Annotated in this window: 14 protein-coding genes; 11 read left to right on the top strand and 3 right to left on the bottom strand. The window is 55.1% G+C overall.

Annotation, left to right across the window (positions count from 1 at the left end; genetic code table 11):
* Nucleotides 1–3 precede the first annotated feature (3 nt).
* The 4 genes from HBA55_RS04810 to HBA55_RS04795 are packed head-to-tail and all read left to right on the top strand — an operon-like array spanning nt 4 to nt 6295.
* The gene (locus tag HBA55_RS04810; protein WP_166987822.1) at nt 4–4764 is read left to right on the top strand and encodes a cobaltochelatase subunit CobN; all 4761 of its coding nucleotides are present in this window, start codon (nt 4–6) and stop codon (nt 4762–4764) included.
* Entirely contained in the window at nt 4751–5398 is a 648-nt protein-coding gene (locus HBA55_RS04805; protein ID WP_166987817.1) for a hypothetical protein, read from the top strand. The genes HBA55_RS04810 and HBA55_RS04805 overlap by 14 nt, the downstream gene beginning before the upstream one ends.
* A complete protein-coding gene (locus tag HBA55_RS04800) occupies nt 5382–5963 on the top strand; it encodes a MotA/TolQ/ExbB proton channel family protein (RefSeq protein WP_166987812.1) in 582 nt (193 codons plus the stop codon). Before HBA55_RS04805 ends, HBA55_RS04800 begins: the two co-directional genes overlap by 17 nt.
* Complete coding sequence (locus tag HBA55_RS04795; protein WP_166987805.1) at nt 5960–6295, top strand: DUF2149 domain-containing protein; 336 nt, start codon at nt 5960–5962, stop codon at nt 6293–6295. The genes HBA55_RS04800 and HBA55_RS04795 overlap by 4 nt, the downstream gene beginning before the upstream one ends.
* Nucleotides 6296–6441: 146 nt before the next feature.
* Here the strand turns inward: HBA55_RS04795 and HBA55_RS04790 are convergent, their stop codons facing one another.
* Both HBA55_RS04790 and HBA55_RS04785 read right to left on the bottom strand, forming a co-directional pair.
* The gene (locus tag HBA55_RS04790; protein ID WP_166987802.1) at nt 6442–8709 is read right to left on the bottom strand and encodes a TonB-dependent receptor; all 2268 of its coding nucleotides are present in this window, start codon (nt 8707–8709) and stop codon (nt 6442–6444) included.
* A gap of 231 nt (nt 8710–8940) precedes the next feature.
* Nucleotides 8941–9534 carry a TetR/AcrR family transcriptional regulator gene (locus HBA55_RS04785; RefSeq protein WP_166987799.1) on the bottom strand — a complete coding sequence of 198 codons (594 nt, stop codon included), beginning with the start codon at nt 9532–9534 and terminating at the stop codon, nt 8941–8943.
* Between the two features lie 280 nt (nt 9535–9814).
* On the opposite strand from HBA55_RS04785, the gene HBA55_RS04780 reads away from it, so the two are divergent.
* Nucleotides 9815–12136 (top strand): TonB-dependent receptor, encoded by a 2322-nt coding sequence (locus HBA55_RS04780; RefSeq protein ID WP_166987796.1) that lies wholly within the window; start codon nt 9815–9817, stop codon nt 12134–12136.
* Between the two features lie 172 nt (nt 12137–12308).
* Here HBA55_RS04780 and HBA55_RS04775 read toward each other — a convergent pair whose 3' ends face one another.
* Nucleotides 12309–13724 (bottom strand): aromatic ring-hydroxylating oxygenase subunit alpha, encoded by a 1416-nt coding sequence (locus HBA55_RS04775; protein ID WP_166987793.1) that lies wholly within the window; start codon nt 13722–13724, stop codon nt 12309–12311.
* 228 nt (nt 13725–13952) lie between these two features.
* Between HBA55_RS04775 and HBA55_RS04770 the strand changes: the two genes are divergently transcribed.
* The 6 genes from HBA55_RS04770 (at nt 13953) to HBA55_RS04745 (ending at nt 20563) form a co-directional block, all read left to right on the top strand.
* Complete coding sequence (locus HBA55_RS04770) at nt 13953–14996, top strand: alpha/beta hydrolase (protein ID WP_166987790.1); 1044 nt, start codon at nt 13953–13955, stop codon at nt 14994–14996.
* Nucleotides 14984–15730: an SDR family NAD(P)-dependent oxidoreductase gene (locus HBA55_RS04765; RefSeq protein WP_166987787.1), complete on the top strand. Its 747-nt coding sequence runs from the start codon at nt 14984–14986 to the stop codon at nt 15728–15730. The genes HBA55_RS04770 and HBA55_RS04765 overlap by 13 nt, the downstream gene beginning before the upstream one ends.
* Before the next feature lie 110 nt (nt 15731–15840).
* Entirely contained in the window at nt 15841–17385 is a 1545-nt protein-coding gene (locus HBA55_RS04760; RefSeq protein ID WP_166987784.1) for a wax ester/triacylglycerol synthase family O-acyltransferase, read from the top strand.
* Nucleotides 17386–17400: 15 nt separating this feature from the next.
* Nucleotides 17401–18252, top strand: coding sequence for an SDR family NAD(P)-dependent oxidoreductase (locus HBA55_RS04755; protein ID WP_166987781.1), 852 nt, complete (start codon nt 17401–17403; stop codon nt 18250–18252).
* A 25-nt stretch (nt 18253–18277) separates the two neighbouring features.
* Nucleotides 18278–19057, top strand: a complete 780-nt coding sequence (locus HBA55_RS04750; protein WP_166987778.1) for an SDR family NAD(P)-dependent oxidoreductase — start codon at nt 18278–18280, stop codon at nt 19055–19057.
* 33 nt (nt 19058–19090) lie between these two features.
* A complete protein-coding gene (locus tag HBA55_RS04745) occupies nt 19091–20563 on the top strand; it encodes a DUF3336 domain-containing protein (RefSeq protein WP_166987775.1) in 1473 nt (490 codons plus the stop codon).
* The last annotated feature ends 14 nt before the right edge of the window (nt 20564–20577 follow it).

The following is a 20577-nucleotide window of genomic DNA, read 5'->3' as shown; positions in this document are numbered from 1 at the left end:
TCCATGAAACATGCATTGCTGAACCGGTACGCCCTGGCGGCGTACCTGGTGTTGATGGTGGCCACGACTTATTGGGCCTATGCAAACTATTTTGGCCCAACTCGGGTGGCACTGGTGAATTACCGCGATTTTCAGGTCGCCAAGTTTACCGCCGCCAAAGAGGCGGGGTGGGTCAAGGTGGAGTCGTTTGACCATAAGGACTTAAGCCAACTGCACCAATACGATGTGGTATTGGTGTTTGGTCGGGGCCTTAAACTGAACGACGAAGAGCTGGCACAACTGAAGCGCGTGGCCAGCAGCCGTACCGTGATTGTGGACAGTGCCATGAATCCGGCGCATGCGATCAATAGCGTACCGGATGTTCATCAACAGGCAGTGCAGGCTTATATGGACAATGCCGGCGCGCAGAATTACCTGAATCTGTTGCGCTATTTCCGAAAACACATTGATGCCAAACTCTATGACGTGCTGGAACCTGAAGCACCTGTGGAGATTGGCAACGATGTGCTCTTCCATCTGGCCAGCGAGGCCATTTTCGAAAACGTTCGCGATTTTCAGCAATACTATGAAGCGCTTGAAGGCTATGACGGCAGCGCCCCAAAGATCGCGCTGATCACCTCCGTGCCCGGGCCTTTTAATTCAAACCGCGACCATATCGATGCACTGATCAAACGTCTGGAACAGGAGAACCTGAGAGTCTACCCCATCGCCAGCAACAGCCGCCGACTGGCGTTTATGCGTGAGATCGAACCGGATGCGGTGGTGATGATGCCTCACGGCCGACTGCACGTGGGCGATTCAAAAGAAGCGGTAAGGTGGTTACAGGAGCGTAATATTCCATTGTTGTCGCCGTTGTCGGTTTTTGAAGACCACGACCAATGGTTGCAGAATCCCCAGGGTTACCACGGTGCCCTGTTAAGTATGAATGTGGTGTTGCCGGAGCTGGACGGCGCCATTGCTCCCTATGTGATCAATGCCCAGTTCAAAGACGAAAACGGTCATTCGATTTTCAAGCCGGTGGAGCATCGTTTGGATCAATTTGTGAGCCTGCTTAAGTCCCATCTGAAACTGCGCCATCAGGATAACGCCGACAAGAAAATCGCGATTGTGTATTTTCGAGGACCTGGCAAAAACGCTCTGGTGGCCGGCAATATGGAAGTGGCGCCAAGTCTTTACAACACTCTGCGGACGTTGGAGTCTCATGGTTACGATGTTGGCGGTCTACCGAGTACTTTTTCAGAATTTAAACGGCAGCTGGATCGTCAGGGAACCGTGATGACACCTGATGCCATGGGCCAAAGTGAAGAGTTCTTAACTGAGGGCAATCCAGCCTTCTTGTCATCTGCTCAATACAAACAACATTGCACCGAACTGGCTGACGATCTTTGCCAACAGGTCGAAGCACTATACGGAGAAGCGCCAGGTAACTTTCTGGTTAAACCGGATAAAGGTATTGCCGTGGCCAGATTGCAATTCGGCAATATCGCCATACTACCCCAGCCCCTGCCCGGTTTGGGTGACAACACCTTTAAACTGGTGCACGGCACCGATAAGGCGCCACCCCATACCTACCTGGCCGCCTATTTCTGGTTACGCCACACCTTCGCGGCCGATGCGGTTATTCACTTCGGAACCCACGGCAGCCTCGAATTTACACCGAAAAAACAAGTGGCGCTGTCCGAACGGGACTGGGCTGATGCCATGCTGGGCGGTATGCCGCACTTCTACATCTACACCATGTCCAACGTTGGCGAAGCGATTATTGCCAAACGCCGCAGTTACGCCACCATTATTAATCACCTGACGCCGCCGTTTAGCGAAGCAGGTCTTAAAGGTGACCTGAAACCCCTGGCCGAACAGCTGGGCAACTACTACCTGGCCGAGGGTGCCGTTCAGGCCCGGATGCGCGAGGAGATCAACAAGCAGGTATTGGCGCTGGGTCTGCACGAAGACCTGCAGCTTGGCCAGGCGCAACTCCAGGACACCAACAATTGGGAAATCACTGTTGCCCAGCCCCTGGCTCAATGGTTTGAAACCGTCGCGGCGGAAAAAATAACCGAGGGACTTTACACCCTCGGGAAAGCCTACCAATCACAGCAATTGGACAACACCGTCGAATTGATGTTTGCCGACACCCTCAAGTATCAATTGGCCGATATGGCGCAACTGCAACGGGCGCTGGGACGAGACGTCAACTATGAAGGGTTCGATACCCGTGCGTGGATCGACCGGCGCCTGCAGGGGCAGTCCACACGGCAACTCCTGGAGACATTGTTTGGGTCACAACGGCTGGCGGATATTGAGCGCTGGAAACGGGAAAACCCCAGTGTCTCCGATATGGATATTGTGCGCGGGTTTATCGCACTGGGCGCTAAATCCTCGGCACCGAAAACGGCCTCAATAGAAAATCTGGATACCCGTCAGCTGCAGCAATTGACCGCCAGGGTCATGGCCGACGCCAAGGCCCGCGAGTTTATCGGCGGGCTGCAAAGTGACAAGGCTTTCTCCCACGTCAGCAAGGTACTGGACCCGGAAGCCGCCGCCAAAGCCCAAGTGCTGGCCAAGGTGATACCGGCTATCGGCCGTGCTTTGGAACAACTGCAGAATCCGGATGTCTTGCAATTGGTCACAGAGATGCAGGACAAGTCCGTCAGACAACAGGTGTTTGCCTGGATGGATTCGGCAGATTTCGAACAGCAACTCCGCAAAGCGGAAGCACAACACCTGGAACAACTGCAAGACGCGGCCGGCGGCCAGATTGATAGCCTGAGGTTGGGCCTGAGTCGGGAAGCGTTTGCGCAGCTGCACTGGGACCAACAAAAGCAGTTGATGGAAACACGCCAGCGCTTCAATGAACGCTTTTTAAAAGACGACCATATTCGCTCATCCATTGCCGCGGCGTTGCCCGAGTCCATATCTGTTGAGACAGTGATGAATGAGCTGACGACAGCAACAGAGCCCCTGCGTCACCACCATCAACAGGTGATGACCCACTACGCGGATTTATCCCGAACGCTTGGCTCGCTGCGAACGCAATTGGATGCCATCGGTGATGCGCGCGGACACCTCGCCAATGCCGCTGAGTTTGAACACGCCTCCCTGCTGAATGCACTGGACGGCGGATACGTGTCACCCGCCACCGGCGGCGACCCGATTTTGAATCCGCTGGCCTTACCCACCGGGCGCAACATGTACTCTATCGACGCCGAAAAGACACCGTCTGCAGCTGCCTGGAAAGTGGGTGTGGAGCTGGCCGAGGCCTTGCTGCAAAATCATCTGCAAACCCATGGCCGCTACCCGAAAAAGGTCGCCTTTACGCTTTGGCCCAGCAGTTTTATTCACAGCCAGGGAGCCACCATCGCTCAGGTTTTGTATCTGTTGGGTGTGGAGCCGGTGCGCGACCCGTTTGGGCGTATCCAGACATTACGCCTAATTCCCCAGGAAAAACTTGGCCGCCCCCGTGTCGATGTTGTGGTGCAGAGTGCCGGGCAGTTAAGAGACCTGGCCGCCTCTCGGCTGGCGCTGATCGAGGAAGCCGTACAGCTGGCAGCCACCGATCCCGGCGGAGACAGCAATGAAAACTTCGTCAGCCAGGGCGTCCGCAAGGCCGAGCAATTTCTTTTGGACAAGGGCTTACCGCCACTGCAGGCAAAGCAACTGTCCATGCGACGCAGTTTTGGTGGGGTCAACAATGCCTACGGCACCGGCATTATGGAACTGGTGGAAAGTGGCGATCGCTGGGAGGATCAGCAAGCCATTGCCCGGCAATATCTGAACAATATGGGTGCGGTCTACGGCGACTCCGGTTCCTGGGGAGAGTTTAGTCCACACTTGTTTCAGGCGGCTCTGCTGGATACCGAGGCGATTGTGCAACCGCGCAGCAGCAACACCTGGGGAGCGCTGAGTCTGGATCATGTGTACGAGTTTATGGGCGGATTGAACACGGCGGTCAAGGCCGTGACCGGCAACACACCGGATGCGTACTTTAGCGACTATCGGAACAGTGCCAAGGCCAAACTCACCGGGCTGGAAGAAACCATCTGGCTGGAGATGCGTACCACTCTACTCAACCCGCTGTTTATCGAAGGCCTTATCTCTGAAGGTGGCGCCAGCAGCGCCGAGGTTTTTGCCGAGACCTTCCGCAACACCTTCGGCTGGAACGCCATGCGTCCCGAGGCGATCAGCACAGAGGCCTGGAATCAGCTTTTTGATGTCTACGTGGTGGACAAACATCAGCTCCAACTGGACAAATTCTTCGGCGACAAAAATCCTTATGCCCTACAGGAAATAAGCGGCGTTATGCTGGAAGCCGCGCGTAAAGGATTTTGGCAGGCAGACGCTGAACAACTGCGGGCCGTGGCCACCCTGCATGCCCAACTGGTGGTTGAACACGACGCAGGTTGCGGCAAATTCACTTGTGGCAACCCCAAACTGCGCGAGTTTATCAGCCAGCAGCTGCAAGCTGCACTGCAATCGGACTTCAATACTGTGCTGAATCGGGCCGAAGGTAGCGGTGACAGATCCGGCGCGATTGTGCTGGAGGAGCAGAGTCGCCAGACTCCGACGAAACAGAACGCCGATGCTATAAGTCGTCCGAACACAGAACCAAGTGAGCCGCAACCGGACAATTTAACCAACGTCGGCAATAACCTTGACAACAATGCCTCTCCGACTCTGCCTTCCTGGTCGTTGGCGGCAGCATTGATGCTGATAATGGCGGCGGCCTTCGTGGTCTTGCAGAGAAGGCGATATGCTTCCGCTTGAATGGTTTGTGCTGGTTGCGTCGCTGCTGAGCCTTAACCTGTGGCTGGCGCTCTGGGTCAGCACTCCGTGGGCAGTGCGGATTGGGCTTGCCGTTGCCGCGACGCTATTGGTTTACGGCTTGGAGTCCACACTGATCGCGCAGAGCCTTATGGTTTGGCAGGTGCAATTGCAATCGCTGCAATTACCCCTGGCCATCTGGCTCTGTTTTGAGAGCTGGTTGCTGTTAAGGTTGCGGCAACGCTGGAGCATCCCCGGCGTCTCTGGCGTTTTTGCCATTGTCTATTTGCAATTGTCACTCTATCAATCCGGCTGGCTGGACGTGTCGTTTCAAGGGCAAACGTTGGTCTTTCTGGTATTCCTTGTGGTACTGGGACTGTTGCATGTTTATCTGCAAAGAACGCTACGCCAACCCGGTTTTATCCTCTACGGCTGCGCCTTCGGCATTTGGTTAATCAGCTGGATCAGCCAATGCCGCTGGCCACAGTCGCCGCCGGTAATTGTCCCGACCCATCTTCACGACAGCCTTCTGGTTGTTGTTTTGGTTATGGGCGTATTGCTCACAACACACGTACTGTTTCGTCTTCTTCGTCATCTTTCCCCGAACCAAGAGCAAACCCATGAACCTGTCCATTGATCTGCTGAACTTTCTGTCTTCCGGACTGCTGATCCCCTGCATTGCGCTATTGCTAATCCTGTTTGTGCAGAGTCTGCATCGTGCCAGCGAACTGTTTATCCGTTACCGTGGTGATAGCCGCAAGCTGGACGCGATTGGTCAGTGGTTGCACGACACCAGCAGCGAAAGCCCGCCTCCGCTACCCGCTGACGATAACAGCTTCAGTCGCTGCCTGAGCCAGCTGCACAAGGCCCATTGCTCCGCCCGCGCCACTCACTTGATTGCCGAATATGAGTCACAATGCGAGCGCCGCCTGGGCTCCCTTAACCGGCTTGCCAAGCTTGGCCCCATTCTCGGACTGCTGGGCACACTGATTCCTATGGGGCCAGCCCTCGAAGGTCTCGCACGCGGTGACGTACAACAATTGGCCAGCCAGATGCAGGTGGCCTTTACCACCACCGTGGTGGGTTTGGTCATTGGTGCAATTGGGTTTGTCTTGTTTCAGCTGCAGCGCCAGATTATCAGCCGTGAGTTGGCAATTCTCGACTGTGTGCTGGGCACTCGTTTTGGGGCGGCATCCTCATGAAGCGGCGCAAGAATCCGGGCCTGCAGGAACACTTTGACAACGACCCCATGGCTTCGGTGGCGAGTCTGTTTGATATCGCCATGGTTTTCTCTGTCGCGCTGATGGCCGCCATTGTCAGCTATCTGGATATCGAAGATCTGTTGTTTTCGGAGCAGTTCACGGTGGTAAAGAACCCCGGCGAAAGCAATATGGAAATCATCACCCGCAAGGACGGCCAGATCCTGCGTTACCAGGCGACCGAGAATGCGTCGGGCACAAGCCAGGGCAATGGCAAACGAGTGGGCACCGCTTACCAGCTGGAAAGTGGGGAGATTATTTACCTGCCGGATTGAGATATGTCCTTCTCGAAAGATGCGAAGGTCAGTATCGACTATGCCATTAAGCGTCTCTGAAGGATGGTGCCACATATGGTCGCTCTCGGAGCGCGCTGCTACAGGACTCTGGCAGAATCTGTAGCAGCCCGCTGAAGGGCGATGGGTCAGAAATTATATTCCGCCGTGGCACCATAGGTGGCAGGCATGCCATAAGAGCCACTGGCATAACCGGCACCCGGGATGGGTGAGGAATTAAGAATACCGATCAGCACCTCCTCATCGGTGAGGTTTTTACCCCAGACCCGAATCACCCAGTCTTCTTCCGCCGTGGTATAAGTAAGCGAGGCATTGACCATGGTGTAGCTGTTCTGCTCATCCTGAGTGAGATCGAATTCACGCAGCTGGTAAGAAGCGCTGGAATTGATATCGGCGCGCAGCATCAGGCTGGCGCCATCACTCAGATCCAGGGTGTACTGCCCACCGACGACCACTTGCCACTCGGGCGAACGCAGTAACGGGTTACCAGACAAGTCCTGGGGCCCAGCCACCACATTAAAGGCATCGACATTGTTAAACTCTGTGTACTCGGTATCCAACAGTGTCAGACCGGCGTTGAACTGGAGATTGGGATTGGCGTAGTACAACAGATCCAGTTCCGCCCCCAGGATTTCACCGTCGGCGTTATTGATTTTCGCCGCCGAGCCGATGGTTTCCTCCACCTGAATATCGCTGTAGTCGTAGAAGAACGCGGCGCCATTAAGTCGCAGCTGGCCATCCATCAACATGGTCTTGAAGCCCACTTCCGCGGATTCGATGGTCTCTGGCTCAAACAGGTTGCCACACAATGACGTTGCCGCTCCGCCGCTCTTGAAACCGCTCGCTACTTGAGCGTAAACCATGGAATCACTGCCGAACATCCACTGCAAACCCAGACGCCCGGTGATGTCGTCATCGTCGCGCTTCTTGGCCTCCTGATTACAGGGCTGCAGGCCCAGCAAACCAACCGTGGCATTGGCACTGTTACCGGCAATATCAAAATACTGGGCCGTCATCAGGGAATCCCGCTCTTCCTGCATGGCGCGGATACCGGCGTAGACGTTCAGGTTGTCGTTGAGGCTGTAAGTAGCATCCGCAAATACAGCAATGCTTTCCACCTCTTCTTCAAAATCGTAGATAAAGTTATCAATGGCACCCATGGTGGCACCGGAAAACAAGGGTACGGTAACGCCACTGAAGACCTCGATATCCTGCTGCATATAGAAGGCGCCCAGCAACCAGGTCAAATCGCCGTGCTCGCCGGAGAGGTTAAACTCCTGGGACCAGGTTTCGTCACCCAGCACCCGACTCAGATGCAAAAGATCCGCAGCGGTACCGTCCAGATCCTGGTCATCGATATCGCTTTCGTAGTCCACCATGCCGGTAATGGAAACCAGACGAAGGTTTTCGCTTAAATCGTAGGTCAAGCGCAGAGAGCCACCAGACAGGCTGCTGTCGCGGAAAGTCGGCTGGTCAATTTGGGCGTCGTAAGGTCGCGTATCGTAGAAGCTGTCCGGAATACCCAGAGCACCCAACACACTCGGTACTGGTGTCGGTGGCGCAAACGGATTGGTAAAGTCCGGTATCAAACCGCCGTTGTCGTAGAGTACGTCAAAATGAGGTGAACCGTTGATTTCCTCTTTGCTGCTGAAGGCTCGAATCTGTGCAAACAGTTCGTCACTGACATCGATATCCACAGAGACACGACCACTGGTTTTGTCAAGGTCGTTGATGTCCTTGCCCAGGAAGTGGTTGTCCGCAAAGCCGTCGCGCTCCGTTTTTTGCAGGCTGAAGCGTGTTTTGACGCGCTCACTGATGGGAAGATCCACGCTGCCCGACAGGGTCTTAGCGTCGAAATTACCGAGACCCACCTTGATATGTCCACCCACTTCTTCGGCCGGAGCATGGGTGATAAAGTTCACCACACCCGCGGTCGCATTGCGCCCCCAGAGCGTACCCTGTGGACCCTTGAGCAGTTCCAGCCCGGCAATATCATCCTGCAACATGGACACCGCACCGGGATTGGCCAGATACAGGCCGTCTGAATGAACAGCCACGGAGTTTTCCCCCGCGCCAGTCAGCAATACGAAGCCAACACCACGGATAGACAACTGCGCCTGACCGTTAACCTCGCCGTACACAAAGCTTGGAGACTGTACACCCAGATCAGCGGCGCCATCGATGGACCGGCTTTTGATATCGTCACTGGTGAAGGCATCGATCGCAATGGGCACTTCCTGCAGACTCTGTTCGCGTTTTTGTGCGACCACCACAATTTCTTCAATTCTGAAAATTTCGTCAGCAACAACAGCCTGAGACAGGGGCAGTACATTGAGTGCCCCCAACACGGCAAGGGAACTCTTTACGGAAAAGGGGGCGCGGGATTTAGGACTCATCTTAATTCTCTCCTGCTTTCGCATTCATTGACCGATGACTGATTGTTATATCGAAAGTCACCGTTATAATAATCTTAATAATAGTATACCTAGATACTATTTGGGTATGCTAGCACAGACAGGATCAAGTTCAATAGCGCCCGCCAATAAAGTTCGCCAGCAAACAATAATCTACGCCTGGGGCGTGGCCAGTAAGGTGAGAAATAACAGGAGACTGAACAATAGGACGGCCTAGGCCGCCCTGAGGATTTCCATCAAGTGTTGCAGTAGCGCCTCTTTGCTGCGCGACTGTTGTGTATCGGGCGAAAATACCGAAATCGTCTTGCGCATGTCGGGATTCAACATGGCTACCGTTGCCAGGGTATAGACAAACTCAAGTGCGTTTACCCGCGGTTTGTAAGCGTGAATCAGCTCCGTCAGATGATCAACCGGGGGCGCCAGGGCACCTTCCGCCACAACTCTTGTGGTTTTCGGATCGGCTTCAATAAACAAGCGCAGCATCAGCAGGCGGTAGGTTTTGTCCTTCTCGAAGGTATCGAGCAGCCAGGTCAGGTACTCCTCAAGGTTTTGCTCGGGATCAGCCGAGCTGTCGAGCGCCGGTCGGCTGCGGTTAAATGCCTCCATATAGCGGATAGTGGACTCCAGATAAATCTCATACTTACCCTTGAAGTGGGCGTAGAGGGCGCCCTTGGTGAGCTTCAGAGCCTTGGCCAGCCTGTCCATGCTCATGCCGTCGTACCCATGCTTGGCAAACAGTCTGGCCGCCTGGGTCAATACACGCTGGCGGGTACGTTCGCCCTTGCTGGGCGAAGTGGACTCCATCATTTTGATCACTGCAACACTGTCCCGAACATCCAGAATCTAACAACCGGTTAGTATGCTATATCGAGGCCGGTTTATCAAAAGTACCGATATCCATAGCTTCGACAACATCGCACAGGAATATCGCTTCTGAAGCACAACCGGCCTGGCATTTGCCGGCGAATTGAATGTCATCCAGCATCATTTACACAGTCAATTTAGTATGTATACTCACTTTAATCCAGATACCTATAATCTGGATGACTATATAACGATAACATCTTAAAACACAGGGATTCATGCAATGAACACGGAACTCAACGGCAAGCTGCTGTTGGCAGCACTGATCAGCACCCTTCCCGCGGCTGCTGTGGCTAACTCAACCTCCACTCTTGAGGAGATAATCGTCACGGCGAAGAAACGCCAGCAGTCTATCGCTGACGTGCCCATGTCCATTTCCGCGCTATCCGGCCAGGACATGCAAGAAAAAGGCATAGAAACCGTGGCCGACCTGCAAAAGGTGGTCACGGGTTTCCGCTACTCCGAAAGTAACCAGGGCACCCCCATTTATTACATCCGCGGCGTCGGGTTTAACGAAGCCAGTCTGGGCGCGCGCGCCAATGTGGCGGTCTATGTGGATGAGGTCGCCATCCCCTTTCCCATCATGACCGGCGGTGTGGGCCTGGATCCGGAACGGGTAGAGGTTCTCAAGGGCCCGCAGGGGACGCTGTTCGGGCAAAACACCACCAGCGGCGCCATCAACTATGTTGCCGCCAAACCGACGCAGGAGCTGAATGCAGCCATCACTGCCGGAATCGGCAACCATGAATACCGCACCGTTCGTGGCCATCTTAGCGGGCCATTGTCCGATAGTCTGTCCGCCCGAATCGCCTTCAAAAGCGAAGACAGTGGTGGCTGGCAGGAAAGCACCACTTCCAGCCGGGAGCTTGGAGACAAGGATCGCACCAGTACACGGCTGAGTCTGAACTGGGCTGCCACCGATGAGCTGCAACTGGCGCTGACCTGGTTCAAGCATCGGGACAAATCCGATTTGCGCGCCAACCAGTTCCAAACACTGAGCTTCCAGCAGGATGCCCTGGCACGCTTGTATTTACCTGCGCAGACCGTCAGTGCCCTGGAAAATTACCCACAAGCGAAGGGCGACAACCAGGCCGCAGACTGGGGGCCCAATGACCCCAGGCAGGACAGTGATATGGAGCAGGTGTCGCTGCGCGCGGACTGGAGCCTGAGTGATACCACAACTCTGACTTACCTCTACGCCCATTCGCAATTTGACATGGACCGCCTGGCCGACACCGACGGCGTCTCCCTGAATAACTTCACCGTCAACACCTTTGGCGATATCACCGCCAATGCCCACGAACTGCGTCTCAGCGGTGTGGCGCAACAGGAACGATTGCAGTGGATGATTGGTTTCAACGCTGACGACAGTGAGGTCTCACAGCTGGAGCGTTTACTGTTCGACGACACCGGCAATGGCTATGCGCTGGTAGCCAGAGCCGGCGGTGACCTGAGCGCCTTCTTCAATACCACCGACAACGACACCTACCAGGAATTTTCCAGCCAGGCGGTCTTTGGTGCCGTGGACTATTCCGTCACCGATACCCTGACGGGACACTTCTCCGCACGCCACACCGACTCAGAGGTTGAATTTGATGGCTGCACCAAGGACATTGGCGATGGCGTACTGGCCAATGCGTTTAATGTGGGACTGTTCGGCGGCGCACCGGTGATTCCTGTCGGCGGTTGCATCACCCTGGATGTGAGCACCTTTGCGGCCATCCGGGTCGAAGACACGCTGGAGGAGAGCAATACTTCCTGGCGCCTGGGGCTGGACTGGAAGCCTGATAATGACACTATGTACTACGCCAATATCAGTCAGGGCTACAAGAACGGCAGCTTTCCCAACCTGTCCGCCTCCGAGGCCAATCAGTACCGTCCCGTGACCGAGGAATCCCTGCTGGCTTATGAGGTGGGCTTCAAGTTGAGCCTCGCCGATAACAGCATGCAGCTGAGCGGCGCGCTGTTCTACTACGACTATGAGGACAAACAGATTCGCGGCCGTGTCACTGTGCCTGTGTTTGGTCCACTCGAAGCCCTGGTAAACGTGCCGGAATCGGAGGTCCTGGGCCTTGAGTTGCAATACGACTGGAAGCCCTCCGCGGCCTGGACGATTGGTGCCAATATTACCTACCTGGATACCGAGCTTAAGGACTACCAGGGCTACAATGGCCTGGGACAACTTGGTGATTTTGACGGCGAAGCCTTCCCCAACACACCGGAGCTGAGCGCCAATCTGGACCTTCAATACGACTGGCAGTTTTCCAGCGGCTACCGTGCATTTGTGGGCGGTAATCTTTCCCACCAGAGCGACACCAACAGTAACTTCGGTGAGATTCCTCTCTTCGATGTGGATGCCTATACGGTATTTGATCTGCGCGCCGGACTGGTATCACCGGATGAAAACTGGAGCCTGTTGTTGTGGGGCAGGAATGTCAGCGACGAGTACTACTGGGTCAGTGCCAATCGCTCTGTCGATACCAGCATCCGCGTGGCGGGAGATCCGAAATCCTTTGGGCTCGAATTTACCTATCACCTGAAGTAATTCGCCCTTGCCTGTAGCAGCCCGCTCCGAGGGCGACCGGCCCTGAACCGGGTTAGTGCCGTCTTCATCGCGCTCGGAGCGCGCTCCTACAGAAGATAGGAACCTTGTAGGAGCCCGCTTGAGGGCGAAGGAATTTGGCACGTTGTATCAGCCGCGCTGCTACGGCTTGGGGTCAAGGCGTGGACATCACCCGAGTCAGTATCTGGTGCAGGAAGCGCACCCGCATTTCCTGGTAACGCGCAAGAGTCACACCATCGGGATCACCCGGCCAGGTCTTAAGGCCTTCCTGTACCTGGGGCATATTAAAATCATCCTGATCGAAGATCAGCCCCATGGCACCAATGTGAGGTTCAAACTTGTCGTCCGGCCCCAGTCTGATCACTTCCGGTGCCACCGGTGCCGGCCCTTCATCCGGTGACCGCACCAGCATCCACACATCCATAAAGCAAGTGTCCGGATCGTCGGCGTCGGGACGGAACTGATAGATCAAAGGCAGGCCTTCACCAAACCACGGGCAGAAGTTCGGGAACAGCCAGTACTGAATCGAATCCAGCATCATGGCATCGGGCACGTCGCTGTAGTCGGCCTTGGTCATTTCACCCAGCGAGTGGCGACGCCATTCGGCCAGTGTTGCACGGTCGTAGATGTCTTCGGGCAAACTGTTGGCCTCGTCCATACGCAGCCCATTGAGCAGGGCCCACACATCGGCAATCGCGCCCAGGGGAGTACCCTCTTTGGAGTGGTCACTGGGAACCGCCGTCGGGGTAATCAGACGACTGAAGGCCGCTTCGCCCTCATCCCAAACATCGTATTGAGTGCCGTGCTCGGCCACAGAAGAAAGGGCCTGCGGATGGGTTTGCACAACGTGGTAAGCCTCCAGAAAGGCCTCGATGCCAACCTTCCAGTTGGCGTTAATCCGCTTTTGCACGTGCCAGAGTGTATGGCGTTTTTCCAGTGGCCAGGACTCGAAATGCTTGGGCATGCTGCCCATATGATTGGCCAGCGGCTTGGCATTGGCGTCCGGGTTGATAAAGATAAAACCACCCCAGGTGTCGATGGCGGTTTCACGCAAACCGAATTTTTCCGCTTCCACATCCGGAAAATCCCACTTGCCGGGATAGTATGCCAGGTTGCCCTTCAGGTCCCAGGACCAAGCGTGGTAGGCACAGCGAAAACCCTTGGCACCGCAACCGCTTTTGTCCACCAGCTTGCGACCGCGGTGCAGGCATACGTTCCAATAGCCTTTGAATTCATTGTCTTCAGTACGCACAATCAAAAATGACATACCGGCAACGTCATAAACGAAGTGATCACCGGGATTAGGGATCTCGTCCTCTCTGCAGACCACCTGCCAGGTGCGCTTCCAGACTTTCTCCACTTCCTCGCGGTGATAATCGCGGCTGGTGTAACGACCGGGCGGAATCTTGGCCGAGCCAAGATTGGGGGAATTCTCTTCCAGCAGTGTGGCGGGAATACGCCTGGCGTCCTTGCCGGCCAGCTCACGCCAGTTGGGTGAGTCCTCAGTGCCAAAACCCTTTTGATAATCGTTATAGGTGTCGTTGATAGTGCTCATAGTGTCGATCGGCATCCCGGGGTGATCCTTTCAGCCGAACCTCAGCGTTGAGTTGATCGTGTGGTTTTTAGCATGCGCCCAGTGCACAAACAGAGTTTTGATCTGGATCAATTTAAAACTAACCGTTTGGTATTTTTTATAAATATAAGACCTGATAGTAACTGCTTGTTGATCTATTTAAACATCCAGGTTATTGTTATCTAGATTACTTTTTTCAGATGCTACTTGCTCAGGGTAGAGGCCATGGCCAGTTTGCGCTCCAAGCTAACCAATACGCTGGTGCGGGTATTTATGCGCCTGCGTCCCACCAGCGGCAGCCTGCAAGACTTTTGCCGCCAGTACGATCGTCTCGATGCCCGCAAACGAGGCAAGCTTGCCCCCGGCGTCACCCGTCGGGAAATCAACGATCCACTCAATGGCCGCTGGCTTGAACATGCCAATAGTGACCGCCAGAAAGTGATTCTTTACCTGCACGGTGGCGCCTTTATCATGCGCCTGCCGGAGTCCCACTCCCAGATGGTGTCACGCCTGTGCGATCTGAGCGGACGCTCGGCATTTTTGCCCTGGTATCGGCTCGCGCCCGATCACCCGTTTCCGGCAGCACTTGAAGATTGCCTGGCAGCTTACCAGTACCTGTTACGAAACCATTCACCGGACCAAATCGTGGTAATGGGCGACTCCGCCGGCGCCAATCTGACGCTGTGCCTGCTGAATATGATTAAGCAGAAACAGTTACCCATGCCCTCCGCTGCTGTTGCCCTGTCGCCCATCACCGACTTTAGCCAAATCAGCGCTACATGGATGATGCACAGCTGGCGAGACCCCATGTTTCCCATCCAGTCCCTGGTCTCACCCCAGCAACATTATTTGCAGGGTGAACATTTACGCGACGCTCTTGCCTCGCCGGTATTTGGCGACCTCAAGCAACTGCCACCGACATTGCTGGTGGTCGGCGGAGATGAGGCCTTGCGTGACGACAGCCTAGTGTATACCCACAAGGCTTTGGAAGCCGGTGTCGATATTCAACTGCACATTTGGCAAGGTATGCCCCATGTGCATATGCTGATGGACTTTCTCCCCGAAGCCGCCCTTGCCGAAAAGGCGGTGGTACGCTGGCTTGCTGAACTGCCACGCCGACCGCAAGCAGCCCTTTCAGCCTGGCGACATGCGGTGCACCTGTTTAATCGCAAGCCCATCAGCGGTCAATTGCAACATCAGATTAATGGCGAGGCGGTCTATAACCCAACTCCAACAAAACCAACAGGAACTGTGCCATGCAGCGATTAGCGGACAAGGTTGCCATAGTAACAGGCGCGGCCGGAGGCATAGGCCTGGCCACGGCCAAACGTTTTGCCGAAGAAGGCGCTGCAGTACTGCTGGCGGATATTGATAAAGCCGGGATCCGGGAAAATGCAGAGGCTTTGATCTCGGAGGGATGCACTGCGGGGTACATTGGACTCGACGTGACCCGGGAATCCCAGTGGAGCGAAGCATTTCGTTTGGCAGAGGAACAGTTTGGAGCTGTTAATATACTGATCAATAACGCGGGAATTGCCGCCCAAGGCACGATCGAAGATACCGCTCTGGACAGCTGGCGTCACGTCATTCACATCAATCTCGACGGTACCTTTCTCGGCTGTAAATACGCCATCAAACATATGCAGCGCGACGGCGGGGCCATTGTCAATGTATCTTCCATAGGCGCTCTCAAAGGCAGCCTGGTCGGTCCTGCCTACGGTGCCTCAAAAGCGGGCGTTTGGAATTTGACTCGCACACTGGCTCTGCACTGCGCCAAAAACCGCTATAACATTCGCTGCAACTCCCTGCACCCCGGCCTCACCGAAACCCCGATGATGGCCAGTGCCTCCGATGCGGTTATCGAACAGCTTTGTGCCGGCATTCCACTGGGCCGCATGGCAACACCATTGGATATGGCCAATGCAGCACTGTACCTGGCCAGTGATGAGGCCCGACACACCACCGGCACCAGTCTGGTGGTCGACGGTGGAGCCCTGGCCTGACGCCCCCTGGCCAAATAGCCGGTTTCGACTGGCCATATTAGACAGTTGACTGATAGTTATCTAGCGTATTAAATTTGCTCACACATTCCGAAGCAATTTAAGGCCAGGCCATGGAGCAGTTACGCGGTATTGATGCAAGTTTTATTCACCTTGAACGCAATAAAAACCGATTTCAGGTGGGCACCCTTCTTTTTTACGATGTGTCCACAGCCAGCAATCAGTTCGTGCGCTTTAAGGAGATTCTGGCCACCTTTCGTGACCGCATTACCAAGGAAAGCCTGCTGCGCAAAAAGGTCCAGCAAGTCCCCTTTGGGTTGGATGACCCTTATTGGGTAGAAGACGATAACTTCGATATCGAATACCACGTACGTCATATCGCCCTGCCCAAACCCGGTGACTGGCGCCAACTCTGTATTCAGGTCGCCCGAATTCACTCCCGCCCCCTGGACCTGAACCGCCCATTGTGGGAGGTCTACGTCATCGAGGGGCTGGACAATGTCAAAACCATTCCCAAGGGTGGCTTTGCCATGTACGTGAAGTTACACCATGCCGCCATCGACGGCATTGCCGGTAACGATTTGATTTCAGCGATTCACGACGCTGTGCCCACGCCAGCACAGAATGTTGACGACGGTGAGACGGAAGCGGGCACGGGCCCCTCTGTCGTGGACAACCTGACCATGCTCACCCGCGCCGCCACCAATATGGCCAAACAGCCGTTCCGCTTTTACAACCTGGCTCGCAAACTGCCACCGGCGATTTCCCGAATTCGTAAAGGCCGAAAACAAGGGCTGTTTTCGCCGGTATCCAAGTCGGACCATACCCGTTTTAACGACCGGGTTTCCGGGCATCTCGTCATGGATGCCGCAATCTTCCCGCTGGATGAACTGAAAGCGGTCAAGAATGCCGTTGCAGGTGTCACCATTAACGATGTGATGCTGGCCATTGTCTCCGGTGCCATGAGCAAGTATTTGAATGCCAAAGGAGAACCACCGGCGCAATTAACCGCTGGCATGCCCATCAATGTGCGGCCGTTTCTCAATAACGTGACCGAGCAGGATGCCAATAACCTGGTGTCCGTATCCAAGGTAAGCCTGGAAAACCTGGTGGACGACCCACTGGAGCGCCTGCTCAGTATCCATCAGGCCGCTCAGGAGACTAAAGCTTACCAGGATGCCCTGGGCGCCGATATTATGCTGGAAGTCAGCCGCTCCATGCCCGCGTTATTGGTCAACATGGCCTCCCGCTCGCTGCATCATGTTCTGGTCAGTGAGTCTCCGCTGGTGAACACCATCGTGACCAATGTGCCGGGCTCTCAAAAGCCACTGTACATGGCGGGCGCCAAACTGGAGGGGATGTGTAACATCGGTGTGGTACTCGATGGCATGGGGATCTTCCACGCCGTCAGCAGCTATTGCGGTACCGCGACCGTGTCTTTCCAGGCCTGCCGCGCCATGATGCCGGACCCCCAATTTTATCGATCCTGCGTGATCGATACTTTTGAAGAATTGAAAACCGCCACCCAAATGGCTTTGGACTCTGTGAACGAGAGCGAACCGCAGTCAGCTGAAAAATCTGAAGCCAAACCCGAATCGAAGTCGAAGTCAGAACCCAGACCTGTCGTTGACACCGATAACACACTGGAAACTCACTAAGCCGGATACACCACCATGCGAAAAACCATCTTGGTCATCGGCGCTACGGGCGGCGTTGGCCAGGCCACCTGCCGACTGTTGAGTGATCGCGGCCATCGGGTAATTGCGACCTGTCGCAGCCAGGAACAAAAGTGGCAACTGGAAACGGAGAAACTGTGCTCCTACGCTGTGCCGATGAATTTATCCAGTCAGCATAGTATGGAACTCGCCTTTGAGACACTGGAGAATCTTGCTGTTCAACGACTGGATGGGCTGATCAACTGTGCCGCCATCACCCGCCCGGTACCACTGGAGCAAATGACGGGCGAAGATCTCAAGCAGATATTTCAGATTAACGTCTTCAGTGCACTGACCACGGTACAGTTGGCCCTGCCCCTATTGCGCCAATGCAGCAAAAGCCGTTTCGACCGTCCCGGCAAAATCATTATGGTCGGCTCCACCGGCAGTGATGTGGTTTTGCCTCTGCTCGGCGCCTACAGTGCCACCAAGTTTGCTCTGGATGCTATCTGTGATGCGCTGCGGCGCGAGCTGGACGAAGACGGGATTGAGGTGTCATTGATAAAACCCGGCTCCATCAAGACACCGATGATGGACAACCATCTTCAGGATATCGATACCGTTTTGGAGAATAACGCCAGCGATGATGCGCAGCGCTACCGTCGTCAATACGAGAGTCACAAAAAGCTGATGACGCTGGGGTACCAACAGGGTGTCAGCGCCGAGCAGGTTGCAGAGGTCATCATAAAGGCCTTCGATGCCAGGCGACCCAAAGCCCGTTACCCGGTGGGGCTGGCGCCCAAGCTTTTATCTGGCTTTGCCACCCTGGCACCTGACGCTCTGCAGGACAAATTGTTTCAGAAACTCTGATCACACACTCTATGGGAGACTCTTTATGAGCCACGAATTGAATTTTGAGACTGGTGTCGTGCTGGTGGCAGGCGGCAGCGGTGGCATAGGTTCGGATATTTGCCGTACATTCGCCCGCGCTGGTATCCCGGTGGTTTTTACCTACTACAGCAATGAAACCAAAGCCCAGACGCTTTGCGATGAAATCCGCAATGAGGGTGGTGCCTGCGACTACCGACGCGTCGATCTGTCATCACCGCAAGCCGTTACAAGCCTGTTTCAACAGGTTCGTGAACAGTTCGGCCCCATTCGTCACGCGGTTTACGCATCGGGCCCACACTTTGACTTTAATTTTATCGGCCAGATTCCCAACCAGGATTGGCAACAAGTCGTCAACACCGATGTCAACGGTGCCTTCTACTTTATCCAATCCGCAGTGGATGCCTTCAAGACCAACACCGACGGCGGCAACCTGATCGCGGTGATAACGGCAGCAGTTGAGCGCGTCCCGGTTAAGGACATTATGTCCGCAGCGCCCAAGGCCGCTATCGAAATGCTGGTTCGCGGAGTCGCGAAAGAATCCGGCCGCTTTGGTATTCGCGCCAATTGTGTGGGTCCCGGCTGGATCAACGCCGGTCTTGGCAAACAGGGGCTGGAAGAAAAACTCGATGAAAAAACCCGCGACCATATTCGCAAGACCACCATTCCCCTGCAGAGTTTTGGCGAGGGTGAAGACATTGCCAACGCGGCTCTGTTCCTTTGCTCGCGGCAGGCGAAATACATCACCGGGCAAAGTCTCGCGGTCGATGGCGGATTGCAGCTGTAGCCCTAGAAAAACACCTGAGGTTTGGGTCACATCATGTTGAAGCGGAAACCCCGCCAGCTGGCAGCCCTGGAAAAGCGCATGTTGCTGGCCGCCAACTATGACGAGTGGTCCGGCGCTGCCAGAGACCACGATGTCATTTCCGGCAATGAGCGCTGGAAGCAGACCGATCATTCGCCCCTATATGATCACGAGGAAATCCGCCTCAGGCTTGAACGCCTGCGCCAGCTAAACGGCCGCGGTGATCACCAGGGTTTGCTGTTCACATTAAACCAAGGCATCCACGGCAATATGGGCGGCATGGGCAAGCCCGGTTTATACCAAAGGGCCCGCTTTGGCACCAAGGCATTGATCGGCGACTACCTGGAGGAGATCTGGCAGGCCCTGGATCGCCTGGCTTCCCCCGCCTGCAGTGACATCAGTTTCGACGAGAAAATCGATTTCTTCCAGCGCGCCAGTCACTGCTATGGCCACTCCGCACTGATGCTCAGCGGCGCCGGCACCCTGGGGTTATTTCATATGGGCGTGGTCAAGGCGCTGGCAGAAAACGAATTGCTGCCGCGGGTTATTTCCGGCTCCAGCGCCGGCGCCATGATCGCCGCGGCAGTGGGCACCCATACGGACGACGAGCTCAAGCACTTTTTTCGCGCTGAAAATATCGACATCAAAAGCGAGTCCAAGCCGAGTCTGTTGAGCTGGTTTCTGGCGGGCAAAGACGGTCGTATGGATGGCCCCTATATCGAAGCCATGCACAATCATTTTGTGCGCGATCTCACCTTTCAGGAAGCCTATCAACTGACGGGGCACGCCATCAATATCTCGATCTCTCCGGCGGAGGAACATCAGACATCGCGGCTCCTCAATGCAATCACATCACCCAATGTGTTGGTTCGCTCAGCGGTGCGAGCCTCCTGCGCGGTACCCGGCGCCATGCCGCCGGTGATGTTGGAAGCCAAAGATGCCAGTGGTGAACGGGTGGCCTACCTCCCGTCCCGGCGCTGGATTGACGGTTCCGTTGCCGCAGATCTGCCAGCCAAACGTCTGTCGCGACTTTACGGAGTGAATCACTTTATCGTCAGCCAGGCCAACCCATTGGTGCTCTGGTCCTTGTCCGACCCCAAGAGTGAAGATACGCTGATGACCTCGGCCAAACGCTTCTATTTCGGGTTGGCCAGGGAAAGTCTGCGACACAGCTACAAGCTCAGTAAAAAATACCTCAAGCCCTTTCCAAAGCTTCACACCATGGCCAGTCAGGTCAACTCTATTGTCAACCAGCAGTACACAGGGGATATTAATATCTTTCCCAGCTTTCGATTTTTTGATCCCAGGAAATTGGCCAAGCAGTTGAACCAGAAAGAGCTGGAATTTCTGATCCGGGAGGGAGAGGTGTGTACCTGGCCCAAGATTGAGATGATCCGTAACTGTGTGAAGATCAGCAAGAAGCTGGAAGAAATTCTGGGATTGTACGACGGAGAGGCAAATCGACGTAATCAGGCCGTTCTCAACTAAGCCGTTAGTAACGA

The sequence above is a fragment of the Pseudomaricurvus alkylphenolicus genome (genome assembly GCF_011683955.1).
In the GTDB taxonomy this organism is placed as follows: Bacteria; Pseudomonadota; Gammaproteobacteria; order Pseudomonadales; family Cellvibrionaceae; genus Pseudomaricurvus; species Pseudomaricurvus alkylphenolicus.
The sequence above is the reverse complement of the archived record's forward strand: the minus strand, read 5'-3'. Positions and strand labels throughout refer to the sequence as shown.